We start from the raw sequence: 14388 nt of genomic DNA on the forward strand, positions 1-14388 counted from the left end.
CCGGGCGCGATTACGTTCGGCTCCAAACGACCTACGCTCAGCGGGAGCCCGATGGACGACTCTGCACTGGTCGACGGCGTCCGGGTCGATCTCCGCCACTGGATCGACGGCCGGCGCGTCGCGTCCGCCGGACGCTTTTCGGACGTGTCACCGATCGACGAACAGGAGATCGCGCGGGTCGCCGCGGGCGGCGCGGCCGAGGTCGACGCCGCGGTCGCGGCGGCCCGGGCCGCGTTCCCGGCCTGGAAGGCAGCGAGCCCGGCCGAACGCGGCTCGATCCTGCGCCGGGCCGCCGATCGCCTCGACGCCCGGGTCGAGGACCTGGCCGCACTCGAGACGCGTGACAACGGATCGCTGCTCCGCAGCCACCGCCGCGGGGTGATGCCCCGGGTCGCGCTGAACTTCCGGGCCTTCGCCGACTACGCCGAGAAGCGGCTCGGCCACCCCGGCCTCTCGGTGCGGGGCCACCGCGAGCGCATCACCTACGACCCGGCGGGTGTCGTCGCGGTCATCACACCGTGGAACGCGCCGCTGATGCTCGCCACCTGGCGGATCGGCCCGGCGCTGGCGGCCGGCGACACCGTCGTGCTCAAGCCGCCGGAGTGGGCGCCGCTGACCGCGAGCCTGCTCGCCGACATCCTGCACGAGGCCGGCGTCCCGGCCGGAGTGTTCAACGTCGTCCAGGGCACCGGCGCGGACGCGGGGGCACCGCTGTCGGCGCATCCGGGCATCAACCGGCTCGCGTTCACCGGCTCGGTGCCGACCGCCGGGGCCATCGCCCGCGCCGCCGCCCCGAACATCGTGCCGCTCTCGTTCGAGCTCGGCGGCAAATCCCCGCTGCTGGTGTTCGCGGACGCCGACCTCGGCCTCGCCGTCGACCTGGCCGTCGATCAGTTCGACAACGCCGGCCAGGTCTGCCTGAAGGCGGCCCGGATGCTGGTCCACGAATCGATCGCCGGAGAGTTCACGGACCGGCTGGTCGAGCGCACCAGGGCCCTGTGTCAGGGCGACCCCCGCGACGAGCGCACCGACGTCTCCGCGCTCATCACCCGCGCGCATTTCGAGCGGATCGACGGCTTCGTCCGGCGCGCACTCGCCGACGGCGCCCGGGCGCTGACCGGAGGTGGTCCGAACACCGAGAAAGGCGGCCTCTACTACCGGCCGACGATCCTCACCGACACGAAGCCCGGCGACGAGATCCTCACCGAAGAGGTCTTCGGGCCGGTCGTCACGATCGAGACGTTCGACGACGAGGACGACGCCGTCGCCCGCGCCAACGACACCCCGTTCGGGCTCGCGGCCACGCTCGTCACCGGTGACCGGGCCCGCGCCGAACGCATCTCGCACGCGCTGGACGCCGGCACGGTCTGGGTCAACTGCTTCTTCGTCCGCGACCTCGAAGCCCCGTTCGGCGGCAACGGCCGATCCGGCATCGGACGCGAAGGCGGCCCCTGGTCGTTCGACTTCTACTGCGACGTCAAGAACAGCGTCTTCAGCCCCACCGGCTGGGAGGGGTGAGGCATGGGTGAGGTCATCGGCGCCGGCCTGCTGGCGCACGTCCCCACGATCGTCCTGCCGGAGGAGACGCGACGCGAGCTGAACCACGGCCAGGACTCCACGCTCGTCTCCGGCCTGCACCAGCTGCGGCGGGAGGTGTTCGAGACCCTCGACTACGACACGGTCGTCGTGCTGGACTCCCACTGGGCCACGACGGTGGAGTTCGTCGTCACCGCGCAGGACCGGCGCAGCGGCCTGTTCACCTCGGAGGAACTTCCCCGCGGTATGCAACGCCGCCCGTACGACTTCCCCGGCGACCCGGAACTGGCGAGAGCCGTCGCCGGAAAAGGACAACGGCACTCCACCTGGATCACCGCGATCGACGACCACGCGCTGCCGATCTTCTACGCCACGACGAACCTGTGGGAGTTCCTCGGCCGGGGTCTGCCGGAGAAACGCTGGATCTCGATCGGCGTCTGCCAGACCGCCGACGGCGAGGACGCCTACCGGCTCGGCCGGGCGCTCGGCGACGCGATCGCCGAGTCCGATCGCACGGTCGTGCTGCTCGCGTCGGGTGCGATGTCGCACACGTTCTGGCCGCTGCGCCAGCTGCGCGACCACGAGGCCGCCGGGCGCGAGCACATCCACTCGCCCGAGGCGCTCGCCGCCGACCTGGAACGCATCGAATGGCTCGTCGCCGGCGACCACGCGAAGGTCCTCGCCACGATGCCCGACTACCTCCGCTACCGTCCGGAGGCGAGGTTCATGCACTACCAGATGATGCTCGGGGCGCTCGGCGAGGAGCGCTGCACGGCGCCGGGCCGCCAGTTCGGCGAGTACGAGAACTCGGTCGGCACCGGCCAGGTGCACCTCTGGTTCGATCGCCCGGCCGCCGGTTTCCCGGCCGCGAAAACGACGCCGGCCGACCCCGACTTCGTCCGCCAGAACGGCGGCCCCGACCTGCCCGCCGCCGGCTGAGGAGCTCTCCGTGACTCGTGAAACCCGCCGCATCCTGCTGGACGGCAACGCCGTCGACGTCGTTCGCGACGGTGGCACGCTGGTGGCCGGCGACGGGCGGGAAGTGCCGGTCGCCGACGCCCGCCACCTGCCGCCGGTCCTCCCGTCGAAGATCATCTGCGTCCACCTCAACTACCTCAGCCGGGTACGCGAGCTGCAGGCGACGCTGCCGCCCGCACCGACGTACTTCCAGAAACCGACCTCGGCGCTGAACGCGCACGACGCGGCCGTGGTGCGGCCGGAGGGCTGCAAGTGGCTCAACTACGAGGGCGAGATCGCGATCGTCATCGGCCGGACCTGCCGCAACGTCGCGCCGGCCGAGGCCGGGGACTACATCCGCGGCTACACGGTCGCCAACGACTACGGGCTGCACGACTTCCGGGACACCGATGCCGGCTCGATGCTGCGCGTGAAGGGGTCGGACACGCTGTGCCCGATCGGTCCCGGTCTGGTGGAGGGCTGGGACTTCCGCGGGAAACGGATCCGCACGCTGGTCAACGGCGAGGTCAAGCAGGACGGCACGACCGACGAGATGAACTGGGACATGCACTACCTGGTCGCCGACATCGCGCGCACGATCACCCTGCACCCGGGTGACCTGCTGCTGTCCGGCACACCGGCCCTCTCCCGCACGGTCCGTCCGGGCGACGTCGTCGAGGTCGACGTCGAGGGACTGGGGACGCTGCGCAACCACGTCGTCGGCGGCCCCACCCCGATCCGGTCCGACGTCGGGGCGCAGCCCAGCGAGTCCGAGGAGGTGCTGTCGACGGCGCAGGGCGGCGAGTGGGAGTTCCGCGGACAGCGCAAGCCGATCACGTCGTGACGAGGCCGCTGATCGCGATACCGGCGCGCTTCTCCGCCACGACCTCGGCGCTGCGGTACGAGGCCGAGGTGACCGCGAGGGCGCTGGCCGAGTCGGTCTTCGAGGCCGGGGGCGAGCCGCTGTCGATGCACCCCTCGGCCGCGGGCGGGGCGGCCGGGCGGCTGGGGTTCTGTCAGGGCGTGTTATTACCGGGAGGCGGGGACCTGGCTTCCCCGGATCCGGACCCGCATCCGTCGCTCTACGACGTCGATCCCGCGCAGGACGCGTTCGACCTGGCGGTGGCCCGGCACTGCCTGGCGACCGGCGTGCCGCTACTGGCGATCTGCCGGGGGTTGCAGGTGGTGAACGTGGCGCGGGGCGGGCGCCTGCTCCCGGACATGCTCGCCCACCACCGGCACGTCCGGCACACGGTCACGATCGAGCCCGGGTCGGCGTTGTCCGGCCTGCTCGGCGCGAAAGTCGAGGCGTCGTGCTTCCACCACCAGTGCCTCTCGTCCCTGGGCCGGCGGATGCGGGCAGTGGCACACGCCGAGGACGGCACGATCGAGGGCGTCGAGATCGACGGGCTCCCGGGCTGGTTCCTCGGCGTGCAGTGGCATCCGGAAGACACCTGGCAGGCCGATCTCGCGATCTTCCGGGCACTGGTGGCTCAGAGCCGGGCGAGCGTCGACCCGCCGTTCCACTCGACGCCGACCTGACGGAAGTACCCGCCGATGATCTCCCCGACCTCCAGCCGGGCCAGTTCCTCGGTCGGGGCCTCGAACAGCCGCAGTTCGGCGTCGCCCTTCCAGGCCTGCCCACCCTGGAACGCGCTGGCGCCGGACGAGATCAGTTCGGCGTAGGCGTCCCCGTCCCCGGCGATGTCCGGGTACACCCGGTGATGTGCCATCGGGTGCGCGTTGACGAACCCGTTGGTATCCGATTCCTCCCGTAGCGTCACGACCGCTTCGGCCAGCCGCCGGTCGTAGGACGCGAGCGTCGCCCCGAACCTGCCCCCCGCACCGATCCGGGGCGCGGCCTGGGCGAACGGGTGCGGACGGGTCTGCCACACCGAGCCGAGCTTCTTCGGGTACCCCTGGTGCAGGCCGCGGGCGATCGCGAAGTCCTTGTCGACCCAGATGAAGACGCAGCGCGAGTAGGTGACGCCCGCGTACGAGCACCGGACGACGACGAACGCCTCTTTGTACTGTGCGCGCGCCGGGTCGAGCAGTTCGTCCCGGCCGGCCGAGCACGACTGCCAGTCGGCCCAGATGAACGCGACCGCGCCGGGGTCGTCGGGAGCGAGGCCCAGCGGTTCGGGGAGGAGCGCGGCGACGCTGGCCGGATCCGTGCGGTACTCCACCGTGAGCAGATCTCCGGAGTAGTACCAGGGCGGGGCCGGAATCAGCGACGCGTCCCCGGACGCCGTCCGGGGATACAGGAAGCCGTTCATCGCCGTCACGCGGCCCTCCTCTGGTCGTTTGGATCCGTACGTTATGCCGGACGGGCCAGAAGCGGAAGTCTTGCCCGGCCCGGTACCGCGCTATATTGTTCGGGCCCAAACGAAGGGAAGCGGCGTGGCTCACTTCGACACCTCGGGACTCCGGCCGGCGCAGGAACGGCTGACCGCCGACGGCATCGACGTCGTCCGGCTCGGGTACGCCGACCTGATCGGCGTCGACCGGGGCCGGGACGTCCTGGTCAACCACCTCCCCCGCACCGTGGGCGGCGGCGTGGCGTTCTGCCGCTCGGTCTTCGGCACCACGCCACGCGGTGGCGTCGTCGACATCGACCGGGGCCTGTCCGACGGGCTGCCCGACGTGCTCGCGTTCCCCGACCTCGCCACGCTGCGCCCGTTGCCCTGGGAGCCCGGGGTCGCGCACTGCATCGCCGACGTCTTCAACCCCGACGGCAGCCCGGCGAGGGAGAGCCCGCGACAGGTCTTACGTCAGCTCTGCGCGCGGTTCGAGGCCGAGGCGGCCACCCCGATCGTCGGCCCCGAGCTCGAGTTCTACCTGCTGGAGGACAGCCCTTCGGGCTGGAAACGGTACGGCGAGGGCACCGGCAACATCTACACGTCGGGACGCAAGGGCGACCCGGAGAACGTCCTGCTGGAGTCGCTCCGCCGGCTCGGCGAGTACGGCATCGACGTGGTCGCGGCCAACCACGAGTTCTCCTCCGGCCAGTTCGAGATCAACCTCTGGCACGGCCACGCCCTCGACGCCGCCGACCGCGCCCACCGGTTCAAGGACGCGGTCAAGGAGCTGGCCCGCCGCCGCGGCCACCTGGCCACGTTCATGCCCAAGCCGTTCAACGACGAGGGCGGATCGGGCTACCACCTGCACTTTTCCCTGGTCGATGCCGGCGGGGCGTCCCTCTTCGACGACCCGTCGACGGCCGACGGGCTGTCGCTGACCGCCCACCACGCGATCGGCGGCATCCTCGCGCACGCACCCGCGATCGCGGCGGTCTGCAACCCGACGATCAACTCGTACAAGCGCTTCGGCCCCGACACGCTCGCGCCCTGGCTGATCGACTGGGGCCTCGACAACCGCAGCGCGATGGTCCGGATCCCGCCCGAGCGCGGTACGGCCACCCGGCTGGAGCTGCGGCTGGGCGACGCGAGCGCGAACTCCTACCTGGCGATCGCCGGCCTGCTCGCCGGGGCGCTGCTGGGGATCCGCGACCGGATCGAGCCGCCGGAGGCCCTGGTCGGCTACGGCTACGACACCACCCGATCGGCGAAGCTGCCGCAGAGCCTGGCCGAGTCGCTGGACGCCCTCGAGGCCGACGCCGACGTCGCCGACCTGCTCGGACAGCCGTTCGTCGCCGCGTTCCTCGCCTACAAGCGCGACGAGATCGAGCGCTTCCGGACCTGGATCACCGACTGGGAGTTCCAGGAGTACACGTACCACATCTGAGGAGTGCCCCCATGCCTCGTCACGCACCCGTACCCCTCGCCGACGTGGACCTCTCCGACATCGACGGGTTCGCCGGCCTCCGCGGTTTCGCGCAGTTCGACACGCTGCGGGCCGAGGACCCGGTGCACTGGAACGACGAGAAGGACGGCACCGGATTCTGGGCGGTCACCCGGCACGCGGACATCTGGGCCGTCGACCGGGACGTCGAGACGTACACCTCGGAGAAGTTCGTCGGCCTCGAGGACGTCGACGACGACCTGCGAGACTTCCGCCGGTCGATGCTGGAGACCGACGGTGCCCGGCACCGGGTGCTGCGCCGGCTGATCCAGCGCGAGTTCACCCCGCGGACGCTGATGACGCACTACGAGGGCTTCCTCCGGGTGCTCACGAAGCAGACCGTCGACCGGGCTTTCGCGTCGGCGGCCGCCCACGACGGCCGGATCGACTTCGTGGAAGAGATCAGCGCGGACTTCCCGATCCAGGTGCTGGCCCGGCTGCTCGACGTCCCGCCGGAGGACACGCCGCAGCTGATCGCGTGGGGCAACGAGATGGTGGCCAACACCGACCCCGACTACGCGTCGGTCCGGGCCGACACCGCCGAGTCGGAGCGGTACCGGCACCTGCCGTTCCGCTCCCCGACCGTCCAGGACGTCTGGGACTACGGCAACCGGCTGCGCGGCGAGCGGGCCGGCGGCGACGGCGGCGACCTGATCTCGGTGCTGGCCAACAAGATGCCCGGCGACGGGGTGCCGCTGAGCCCGCAGGACTTCAACAACTACTTCTCGCTGCTGGTCATCGCCGGCAACGAGACCACCCGGCACGCGATCAGCAACTCGATGCTGGGCCTGATGGAGCAGCCCGGGCAGCTGGCGCTCCTGCGGCAGCGACCCGAACTGCTGAACACCGCGGTCGAGGAGCTGCTGCGCTGGTCGTCGCCGGTGTACCACTTCCGCCGCACCGCGACCCGCGACGTCGAACTCGGCGGCAGGACGATCCGCGAGGACGACAAGGTCGTGATGTGGTTCGCGTCCGGCAACTTCGACCCCGAGGTCTTCGACGATCCCTACACGCTGGACGTGACCCGCACGAACGTCGACCACCTGACGTTCGGCAAGGGCAGCCCGCACCTGTGCATGGGCGCGAACCTGGCCCGGATGGAGATCCGGCTGATGTTCGAGGAGCTGCTCCCCCGGCTGGAGTCGATCGAGCTCGCCGGTGCGGTGCGGCGGATCCGCAGCAACTTCGTCAACGGGATCAAGGCTTTCCCGGTCCGGGTCGCTCCAGCCCCTCGATGACCGTCCGCAGCGAGTTCGCCAGCTCCGTGCGCTGCGCGTCGGAGAGCGCGCGCACCACGAACGCCTCCTCCCGGTTGAATGCCGGGAACAGGCCTTCCATCAGCTTGCGGCCGGACGGGCTCATCGACAGCACGACCCGGCGCTTGTCGGTCTCGTGCCGCTCGCGCTTGAGGTGCCGGTAGGACTCCAGCGTCTTCACGACGCCGGTGAGCGTCCCTTTGGAGATGCCGGCCTCGGCCGCGGCCTGCGCGGTCTCGATCTCACCCCAGATCCAGACGACCCACAGGACGACGAACCCGGTCCAGGTCAGCCCGGTATCGCGCAGCACGGTCTGCTCGAGGTGGTTCCGGATCGACGTGGTGGCCCGGTAGATGTTCGACACCGCCCACATCGCGCTGGTGTCGAGCGACATCCCGGCCACCCGCTCTTCCACGGCCTGCTCGGTCGCCCGGAGCGTGTGCGATCCCGTCATGCCGCCAGTCTATCGTTCGGGTACGAACGGTCTGCTCAGTCCTCCAGCCACTGGAGCTTCGTGGCGAACTCGTCGGCGAATCGCCGGACGAGCGTGAGGAACGCCGCCCGGTCCTGGTCCGACCACTCGTCGAGCACGTCGCGCATCCAGCCGAGCACGGCGCCGAGGTAGGACGTGACGACGTCCCGGCCTTGGGGGGTGACCTCGATCAGCCGGGCGCGCGAGTCCCCCGGGTCGATGACCCGCCGCACCAGCCCGCGCTGTTCGAGGTCGGGCAGGTGCCGGGTGACGTGCGGCCCGACGACCTGCATCCGGCTCGCGATCTCGCCGATCCGCAGCGGCTGTTCGGCCGTCTGCAGCGTGATCAGGATCGTCAGCGCCGGGCGCTCGACGTCGATCCCGGCGTGCGCCATCGCCCGCTCTTCCAGCCGTCCGCGCCGGATCGCGTTGCTCACCCGGGTGAACTCCGCGAAGACGCCGCGGAGGTCTTCTTCGGTCGCGCTCATATTTAGATGCCTAAGTTAGGTATATAGTTCGTCCCGTCCCTAGAAGCTTACCTAAGTTAGGTATCTCAAAATGACCTCCGTTCTGATTTCCGGTGCCAGCATCGCCGGGCCCGCGCTCGCCTACTGGCTGCGGCGCTACGGGTACGACGTCACGATCGTCGAGAAGTCCGGCTCGCTGCGCGGCGGCGGCTACCCGATCGACGTCCGGGGCACCGCGCTGGACGTCGTCGGCCGGATGGGCCTCTCCCCCGCCTTACGGGCCGCCCACGTCGACACCCGCCGGATCACGTTCCTCGAGCCGGACGGCAGCATCCTGACCTCGCTGAACCCGGCGACGCTGACCGGCGACACCGAGCACGACCTGGAAATCCGCCGCGGCGACCTGACCGCGGCGATCTTCGGCACGATCCGCGACGACGTCGAGCTGATCTTCGACGACTCGATCGCCACCCTCGACGAGAGCGACACCGGCGTCGACGTCGTGTTCGCCGGCGGTTCCCGGCGCACGTTCGACCTGGTCGTCGGCGCCGACGGCCTGCACTCGCAGACCCGGGCGCTGATCCTCGGGCCGGAAGCGCCCTACCACCGCTACCTCGGCTACGCGTTCGCCGGCTTCGGGGCGCCCAACCACCTCGGGCTCTCCCACGAGGGCGTGATGTGGAACGTCCCGGGCCGGACCGCAGCGCTCTACGCGGTCGGCGACCGTCCCGAGCGCGTGCACGCGTTCCTCAACATCAGCCTGGCGGAGCCGCCGCTCGACGCCCATCGCAACCCGGCTGAGCAGCGCAAACTGGTCGCCTCGATCTTCGGGGACGACCACGAGTGGGAGATCCCCCGGCTCCTGGCCACGATGCAGGAGGCCGACGACATCTTCTTCGACGTCGTCAGCCAGATCCATCTGCCGCGCTGGTCGTCCGGGCGGGTCGCGCTGGTCGGCGACGCGGCCTACGCGCCGTCGTTCCTGACCGGCCAGGGCACCAGCCTGGCGCTGGTCGGCGCGTACCTGCTGGCCGGCGCACTGGCCACGCACGACGACCACGCGGCCGCGTTCGAGGCCTACGAGCAGAGCGCCCGCGGGTTCGTCCAGCTCAACCAGGCGCTGGTCAGCGAGGGCGAGGCGACGATGTTCCCGTCGACGCCCGAGGCGCTGGCCCGGCGCAACGACCTGCTCCGCGGGCTCACCGAGATCCCGAGTGACGCCGAGGCCGCCCACTCCGCACTGGTCCTCCCGGCTTTCGAGTAGAACTGGTTCCCGCGGCGCGGCTTCGCTGCTAGGTTTCGCCCTCGTGCGGAAACTGATCGTTGTCCTGCACCACACTGATATCGGCACTCCCCTTTCGGCCGGTTCCTTCCTGTCCGCGCTCGCCGCCGTCGGGGCGACGGCCGTCCAGATCAACCTCGACGACACCGACGTGGCGCCCGCGCTGCGTTTCGGGCCGGGTGCGCCGATCACCGGGCTGGTCTCGGTCTGGACCGAGGGCGACGTGACGAGCGCGGCCGCCGTCGTCGGCCAGGTCGCCGGCGAGCCCGAGCCGCACGCGTACCGGGTCACCGAGCGGGTGCGCCTCGACCCCGAGCCGGTGCCCGACGGCGCCCGCGCCGACGTGCTGTCCCAGATCGCGCTGCTCCGTCGTCCCGGCTCGATGAGCCGGGACGACTACCTGCACTACTGGCTGGTGCGGCACACCCCGATCGCGATCCGGACGCAGGGCACGGTCTGCTACGTCCAGAACGTGGTCGAGGAGGCGCTGACGCCGTCGTCGCCGGACGTCGCCGCGATCGTCGAGGAGCACTTCCCGATGGCCGCGCTGACCGATCCGCACGCGTTCTACGGCAGCCGGGGTGACGAGGCCGAACTCCGTCGCCGCCAGCGCGAATTGATGACCAGCGTGTCCCGGTTCGGTGCGGACAAAGACCTCGATCTGGTGCCCACCAGCCGCTATCTCTGGCGACTCGGAACGCTGTCCGTCAGTTAATTAAAGGAAACATATGTAACAACAGCCCGACCAGACCGTCACTTCAACAGAGGTGTAGCTCGTGAGACACATCCGCGGCCGGCGACGGCCCGCGTTGGCCGGTCTGACGCTGGCCCTGGCCGGCGCCCTCGTGCTCTCCGCCTGCGGGCCGTCCGAGACCAACGGCGCCCGCGACGCCGCCAAGGGTTACGACCCCGACGCCAAGGTGACGATCACCTGGTGGACCGGGCAGCAGACCCCCGAGATGGAGAAGACGGCCGAGAGCCTGGCCGACGAGTACCAGCGTCTGCACAAGAACGTCACGATCAAGACGTCCGCTGGCGCCCAGGTCACCGACGACCTGCTGCCCAAACTGACCAGTGCGTTCGGCAACGGCTCGTACCCGGACGTCTCGTACGCGTTCGGCAGCTGGGCCGGTCAGCTGGCCGCGACCGGCAAGACGCAGGACCTGGCCGACTTCGTCCGCGACCCGGAGTTCGACTGGCAGGACTTCCCGTCCGCCGCGCAGGAGACCGCGACCGTCAACGGCGTCGTGATCGGTATTCCGGCGCTGGTCGACAACATCGGGCTGATCTACAACAAGAAGCTGTTCACGCAGGCCGGGGTGGCGCCTCCGACCAAGCGGTGGAGCTGGGAGCAGTTCCGCAACGCGGCCAAGAAGCTCACCGACACCCAGAAGGGCGTGTACGGCACCGCGTACTCGGTGTCCGGGAGCGAAGACACCACCTGGCACCTGTGGCCGCTGCTGTGGCAGCACGGCGGGCTGATCCTCGACGGCAAGAAGCCCGCGTTCAACAACCAGGCCGGTGTCGACGCGCTGGAGACGCTGCGCCAGATCGCGGTCGACGACAAGTCGATGTACCTCGATCAGACCGACGAGAAGTACCCGCAGTTGTTCGCGAGCGGCAAGATCGCGATGATGATGTCGGGTCCGTGGGAGCTGCTCGGGCTGAGCGACAAGGGCATCGACTACGGCGTCACCCAGCTGCCCGGCTACAACGGTGACCACCAGACGGTCTCCGGCCCCGACCTGTGGGTGCTGTTCAACCACGAGGACAAGAATCGCGCGGGCGCGTCCCGCGAGTTCATCCGGTGGCTGACCAGCAAGGACGTCGACGCGAAGTTCAACCTCGCGATCGGCAACCTGCCGCTGCGCGGTGTCGAGCAGACCACGATGCAGTTCGCCGCCTACACCCAGGAGTACCCGGGCGGCCGGGAGTTCTTCAACAACCTGGCGAACGCCCGCCAGGCCCGCCCGACCGTCCCCGGCTACGCGGAGATGTCGAAGCAGGTCGGCGCCGCGATCGCCAAGGTGCTCAAGGGTCAGGCCCAACCGAAGCAGGCCCTCGATCAGGCCGCGGCCAAGTCCGCCCCGGCACTCGAGGGTTCGTGATTCACGGGCTCGTCAGAGCGTCCAGATAGGCAGTGAACGCCGGAACGACGGCGGCGGAGTACCGGCCGATGGCCTCCCGGAGGCCGGGGCCGGGCCAGTCCGCCGGCATCAGACCCTGCGGGAGCCTCGGTTCCCGCAGGGTCTCCACCAGGATCGGCATCAGCGTGTCGGCGTAGGCGCGGAGCGCGGCCTGCGGATCCGCAGGCGTCTGCGCTCCGGCCGCGGCCAACCGGCGCTGGTGGACGCGATAGTCGCGGGCGAGCCCGGGCAGGTCCCAGGCGACGGACGCCGCCGCGGCCGCGTCCCCGACGCTCAGCGCGAGCCGCGCGGGCCAGACCCGGGCCTCGTCCGGCCGGTCGGCGAGCACGCCGTCGAGGCGGGTGCCCAGGTCGGACATCGAGATCAGGACGCCGGGCTGCAGGACGCCGTAGCCGGCGAGCACGGCCGCCCGGCGGAGCGCGTCGCGGAACGGCCGGTGCTCCTCGGGGACCTGGTAGAGCACGGCCGCGAACGATCCCGTCCACGGGGCGGGCTCGCTCGGCGACCGGATCCGGTCGAATCCGCGGGCGAGATCACCGGCCAGCCGGTACTCGACCGTGCGGCCGTGCCGTTCGGCGGCCAATTGTCCCGCCCGGGCCAGGCGGGACAGCAACGCGCGGGCCGCGTCGTCCGAGACCCCCAGATCTCCGAGCAGCCGCCGCAGCGCGACGCCGGGCAGCGCCGCGCGACCGGTCAGGCCGAACAGGAACGGGACGAGCCCGGCCGACCGCCCTCGCGTGATAACGTCGCTCACGGTCGTAGCGTATCGCGTCACATGTTGGGGGTAGACGTGTCGGACCAGAAGCCGCCGAGCAGCCAGTCGGTCGTGCAGTCGTGGGTGATCCCGCTCGTCGCCAACATCGCGTTACCGACCGCGACCTACTTCGTGCTCACCGGGGCCGGTCTGGCCGACGTCCCGGCCCTGCTGCTGTCCGGCGTCTGGCCGGCGGCCGAGCTGGCCTGGACCGTGCACCGCCAGCGTCACGTCGACGAGTTCAGCGTGTTCGTGTTGCTCGGGCTGGTGGCCGGTATCGCCACCACGGTGTTCTCCGGGGACGCGCGGGCGGTGTTCCTCAAGGACTCGATCACGACCGGCGTGATCGGGCTGGTGTTCCTGGCCACGCTGATCGCCGGCAAGCCGCTGTGTTTCTACTTCGGGCGCCGGTTCGCCACCGACGGGTCCAAGGCCCAGCGCGACTGGTGGGACGGCCTCTGGAGGCACCCGAACTTCCGGAGCCTCCAGCGTCGGCTGACCGCGGTCTGGGGCGCCGGCCTGGTCGGCGAGGCGGTGGTGAGGGCGGTGCTCACCTGGCGCCTGGGCACCGGCTCGATGGTCGTCGTCAACAACGTCGTGCCCTACGTCGTCATCGCCGGGCTGATCACGCTGAGCGTCACCGCCGGACGCCGGGCGCAGGCCGGCGCCCAGCGGCGCGGGTTGAGCGGGGCGCTCCCGCCGACGGCGGCCGCCGCGCCCGAGCAGGCCTAAGCCAGCTTCGGGACCGCGGTCGCGAACAGGTCGCTGATCGCGCGGCGGTCGGTGATGTCGTGCGCGTAGACGTACGCGACCGTGAAGCCGAGGTCGCGCATCGTCTCCGCGCTGCGGACGACGTCCTCGGCCGTGCTGCTCGGGTCGATCGGGAAGATCGTGGTCTTCTCGATCGCCTCGTAGTCGCGTCCGACGTCGTCGCAGTGCCGCCGCAGCACGTCGAGCTTGTGGGTGACCGTCTCGGCGTCGCCGCCGATGTTGCACGCGTCGGCGTACTGGGCGACCAGGCGCAGCGTGCGCTTCTCGCCGCCGCCACCGATCATGATCGGCGGGCGGGCCTGCAGGTTCTGCGGTGAGTTGAGGGTCCGGCCGAGCTGGTAGTGCGTGCCCTGGTAGGGCTCTTCGGAGTCCGACCACATCTGCAGGCAGATCTGCAGTGCCTCCTCGAGGCGCTCGAACCGCTCGGCGACCGACGGGAACGCGAACCCGAGCCCCCGCGACTCGTCCTCGTTCCAGGCCGCGCCGACGCCCAGGCCGGCGCGGCCGCCGGTGAGGACGTCCAGCGTCGAGATCTGCTTGGCCAGCAGCGCGGGCTCGCGGTAGATGACGCCGGTGACCAGCGTCTGCAGCTGCGCCTTCTCGGTGTGCGCGGCGAGGAAGCCGAGCGTCGTGTAGGCCTCGAGCATCTCGTGCTCGACCGGGCCGACCCCCTGGATCTGCCAGAAGTGGTCCATCACGGTGATCCGGGTGACACCAGCCGCCTCGGCCTCGCGGACGTGGTCGGCCAGGGCCTTGCGGAGCTGCGTGGGACCGCCGTCCCAGGTGAAGTCGGCGATGTGCAGGCCGAGTTCCATGACTGGTCGTCTCCTCGATGCGGGATGGGTGTCGAGGACGACGCTAGGGGTTGGAGCGCGCTCTAAGTCAATGCGCGGCGGCCGGCCCGGGGCCGCCGGCTGCGGTCGCGCGACCGCGGCCGGCGGCGGA

15 protein-coding genes are annotated in these 14388 nt (G+C 70.7%); 10 read left to right on the top strand and 5 right to left on the bottom strand.

Features of this window, described 5'->3' with window-relative positions; genetic code table 11:
• Positions 1-51: 51 nt before the first annotated feature.
• Genes ACIBZJ_RS04220 through ACIBZJ_RS04235 form a run of 4 tightly spaced genes read left to right on the top strand, consistent with a single transcriptional unit; the run spans position 52 to position 4035 of the window.
• Entirely contained in the window at positions 52-1518 is a 1467-nt protein-coding gene (locus ACIBZJ_RS04220) for an aldehyde dehydrogenase (RefSeq protein ID WP_395925288.1), read from the top strand.
• Between the two features lie 3 nt (positions 1519-1521).
• Positions 1522-2475 (top strand): catechol 1,2-dioxygenase, encoded by a 954-nt coding sequence (locus ACIBZJ_RS04225; RefSeq protein WP_395925291.1) that lies wholly within the window; start codon positions 1522-1524, stop codon positions 2473-2475.
• 10 nt (positions 2476-2485) lie between these two features.
• Entirely contained in the window at positions 2486-3337 is an 852-nt protein-coding gene (locus tag ACIBZJ_RS04230; RefSeq protein WP_395925293.1) for a fumarylacetoacetate hydrolase family protein, read from the top strand.
• Entirely contained in the window at positions 3334-4035 is a 702-nt protein-coding gene (locus tag ACIBZJ_RS04235; RefSeq protein ID WP_395925295.1) for a gamma-glutamyl-gamma-aminobutyrate hydrolase family protein, read from the top strand. Before ACIBZJ_RS04230 ends, ACIBZJ_RS04235 begins: the two co-directional genes overlap by 4 nt.
• Here the strand turns inward: ACIBZJ_RS04235 and ACIBZJ_RS04240 are convergent.
• A complete protein-coding gene (locus tag ACIBZJ_RS04240; protein ID WP_395926013.1) occupies positions 3987-4769 on the bottom strand; it encodes an acetoacetate decarboxylase family protein in 783 nt (260 codons plus the stop codon). The two genes, ACIBZJ_RS04235 and ACIBZJ_RS04240, sit on opposite strands and share 49 nt — an antisense overlap.
• Before the next feature lie 124 nt (positions 4770-4893).
• Between ACIBZJ_RS04240 and ACIBZJ_RS04245 the strand changes: the two genes are divergently transcribed.
• Together ACIBZJ_RS04245 and ACIBZJ_RS04250 are read left to right on the top strand one after the other, a co-directional pair.
• On the top strand, positions 4894-6237 hold the full coding sequence (locus ACIBZJ_RS04245) for a glutamine synthetase family protein (protein ID WP_395925297.1): 1344 nt from the start codon (positions 4894-4896) through the stop codon (positions 6235-6237).
• A gap of 11 nt (positions 6238-6248) precedes the next feature.
• Positions 6249-7532 carry a cytochrome P450 gene (locus ACIBZJ_RS04250; protein WP_395925299.1) on the top strand — a complete coding sequence of 428 codons (1284 nt, stop codon included), beginning with the start codon at positions 6249-6251 and terminating at the stop codon, positions 7530-7532.
• On the opposite strand, the gene ACIBZJ_RS04255 is transcribed toward ACIBZJ_RS04250, so the two are convergent.
• Complete coding sequence (locus ACIBZJ_RS04255; protein ID WP_395925301.1) at positions 7492-8004, bottom strand: MarR family winged helix-turn-helix transcriptional regulator; 513 nt, start codon at positions 8002-8004, stop codon at positions 7492-7494. The two genes, ACIBZJ_RS04250 and ACIBZJ_RS04255, sit on opposite strands and share 41 nt — an antisense overlap.
• A gap of 35 nt (positions 8005-8039) precedes the next feature.
• Entirely contained in the window at positions 8040-8510 is a 471-nt protein-coding gene (locus ACIBZJ_RS04260) for a MarR family winged helix-turn-helix transcriptional regulator (RefSeq protein WP_395925303.1), read from the bottom strand.
• Between the two features lie 70 nt (positions 8511-8580).
• Between ACIBZJ_RS04260 and ACIBZJ_RS04265 the strand changes: the two genes are divergently transcribed.
• The 3 genes from ACIBZJ_RS04265 to ACIBZJ_RS04275 all read left to right on the top strand — a co-directional run bounded on the left by ACIBZJ_RS04265 (position 8581) and on the right by ACIBZJ_RS04275 (position 11879).
• On the top strand, positions 8581-9753 hold the full coding sequence (locus ACIBZJ_RS04265) for an FAD-dependent monooxygenase (protein ID WP_395925305.1): 1173 nt from the start codon (positions 8581-8583) through the stop codon (positions 9751-9753).
• Between the two features lie 43 nt (positions 9754-9796).
• The gene (locus ACIBZJ_RS04270; protein ID WP_395925307.1) at positions 9797-10486 is read left to right on the top strand and encodes a hypothetical protein; all 690 of its coding nucleotides are present in this window, start codon (positions 9797-9799) and stop codon (positions 10484-10486) included.
• Positions 10487-10547: 61 nt separating this feature from the next.
• A complete protein-coding gene (locus tag ACIBZJ_RS04275) occupies positions 10548-11879 on the top strand; it encodes an ABC transporter substrate-binding protein (protein WP_395925309.1) in 1332 nt (443 codons plus the stop codon).
• A gap of 1 nt (position 11880) precedes the next feature.
• On the opposite strand, the gene ACIBZJ_RS04280 is transcribed toward ACIBZJ_RS04275, so the two are convergent.
• Positions 11881-12672, bottom strand: a complete 792-nt coding sequence (locus tag ACIBZJ_RS04280; RefSeq protein WP_395925311.1) for a PaaX family transcriptional regulator C-terminal domain-containing protein — start codon at positions 12670-12672, stop codon at positions 11881-11883.
• A gap of 21 nt (positions 12673-12693) precedes the next feature.
• Here ACIBZJ_RS04280 and ACIBZJ_RS04285 point away from each other — a divergent pair, with 21 nt between their 5' ends.
• Positions 12694-13404 carry a VC0807 family protein gene (locus ACIBZJ_RS04285; RefSeq protein WP_395925313.1) on the top strand — a complete coding sequence of 237 codons (711 nt, stop codon included), beginning with the start codon at positions 12694-12696 and terminating at the stop codon, positions 13402-13404.
• Here ACIBZJ_RS04285 and ACIBZJ_RS04290 read toward each other — a convergent pair.
• Complete coding sequence (locus tag ACIBZJ_RS04290; RefSeq protein WP_395925315.1) at positions 13401-14258, bottom strand: LLM class F420-dependent oxidoreductase; 858 nt, start codon at positions 14256-14258, stop codon at positions 13401-13403. The two genes, ACIBZJ_RS04285 and ACIBZJ_RS04290, sit on opposite strands and share 4 nt — an antisense overlap.
• Positions 14259-14388: the final 130 nt, after the last annotated feature.

Source organism: Cryptosporangium sp. NPDC051539, assembly GCF_044454545.1.
Taxonomy (GTDB): domain Bacteria; phylum Actinomycetota; class Actinomycetes; order Mycobacteriales; family Cryptosporangiaceae; genus Cryptosporangium.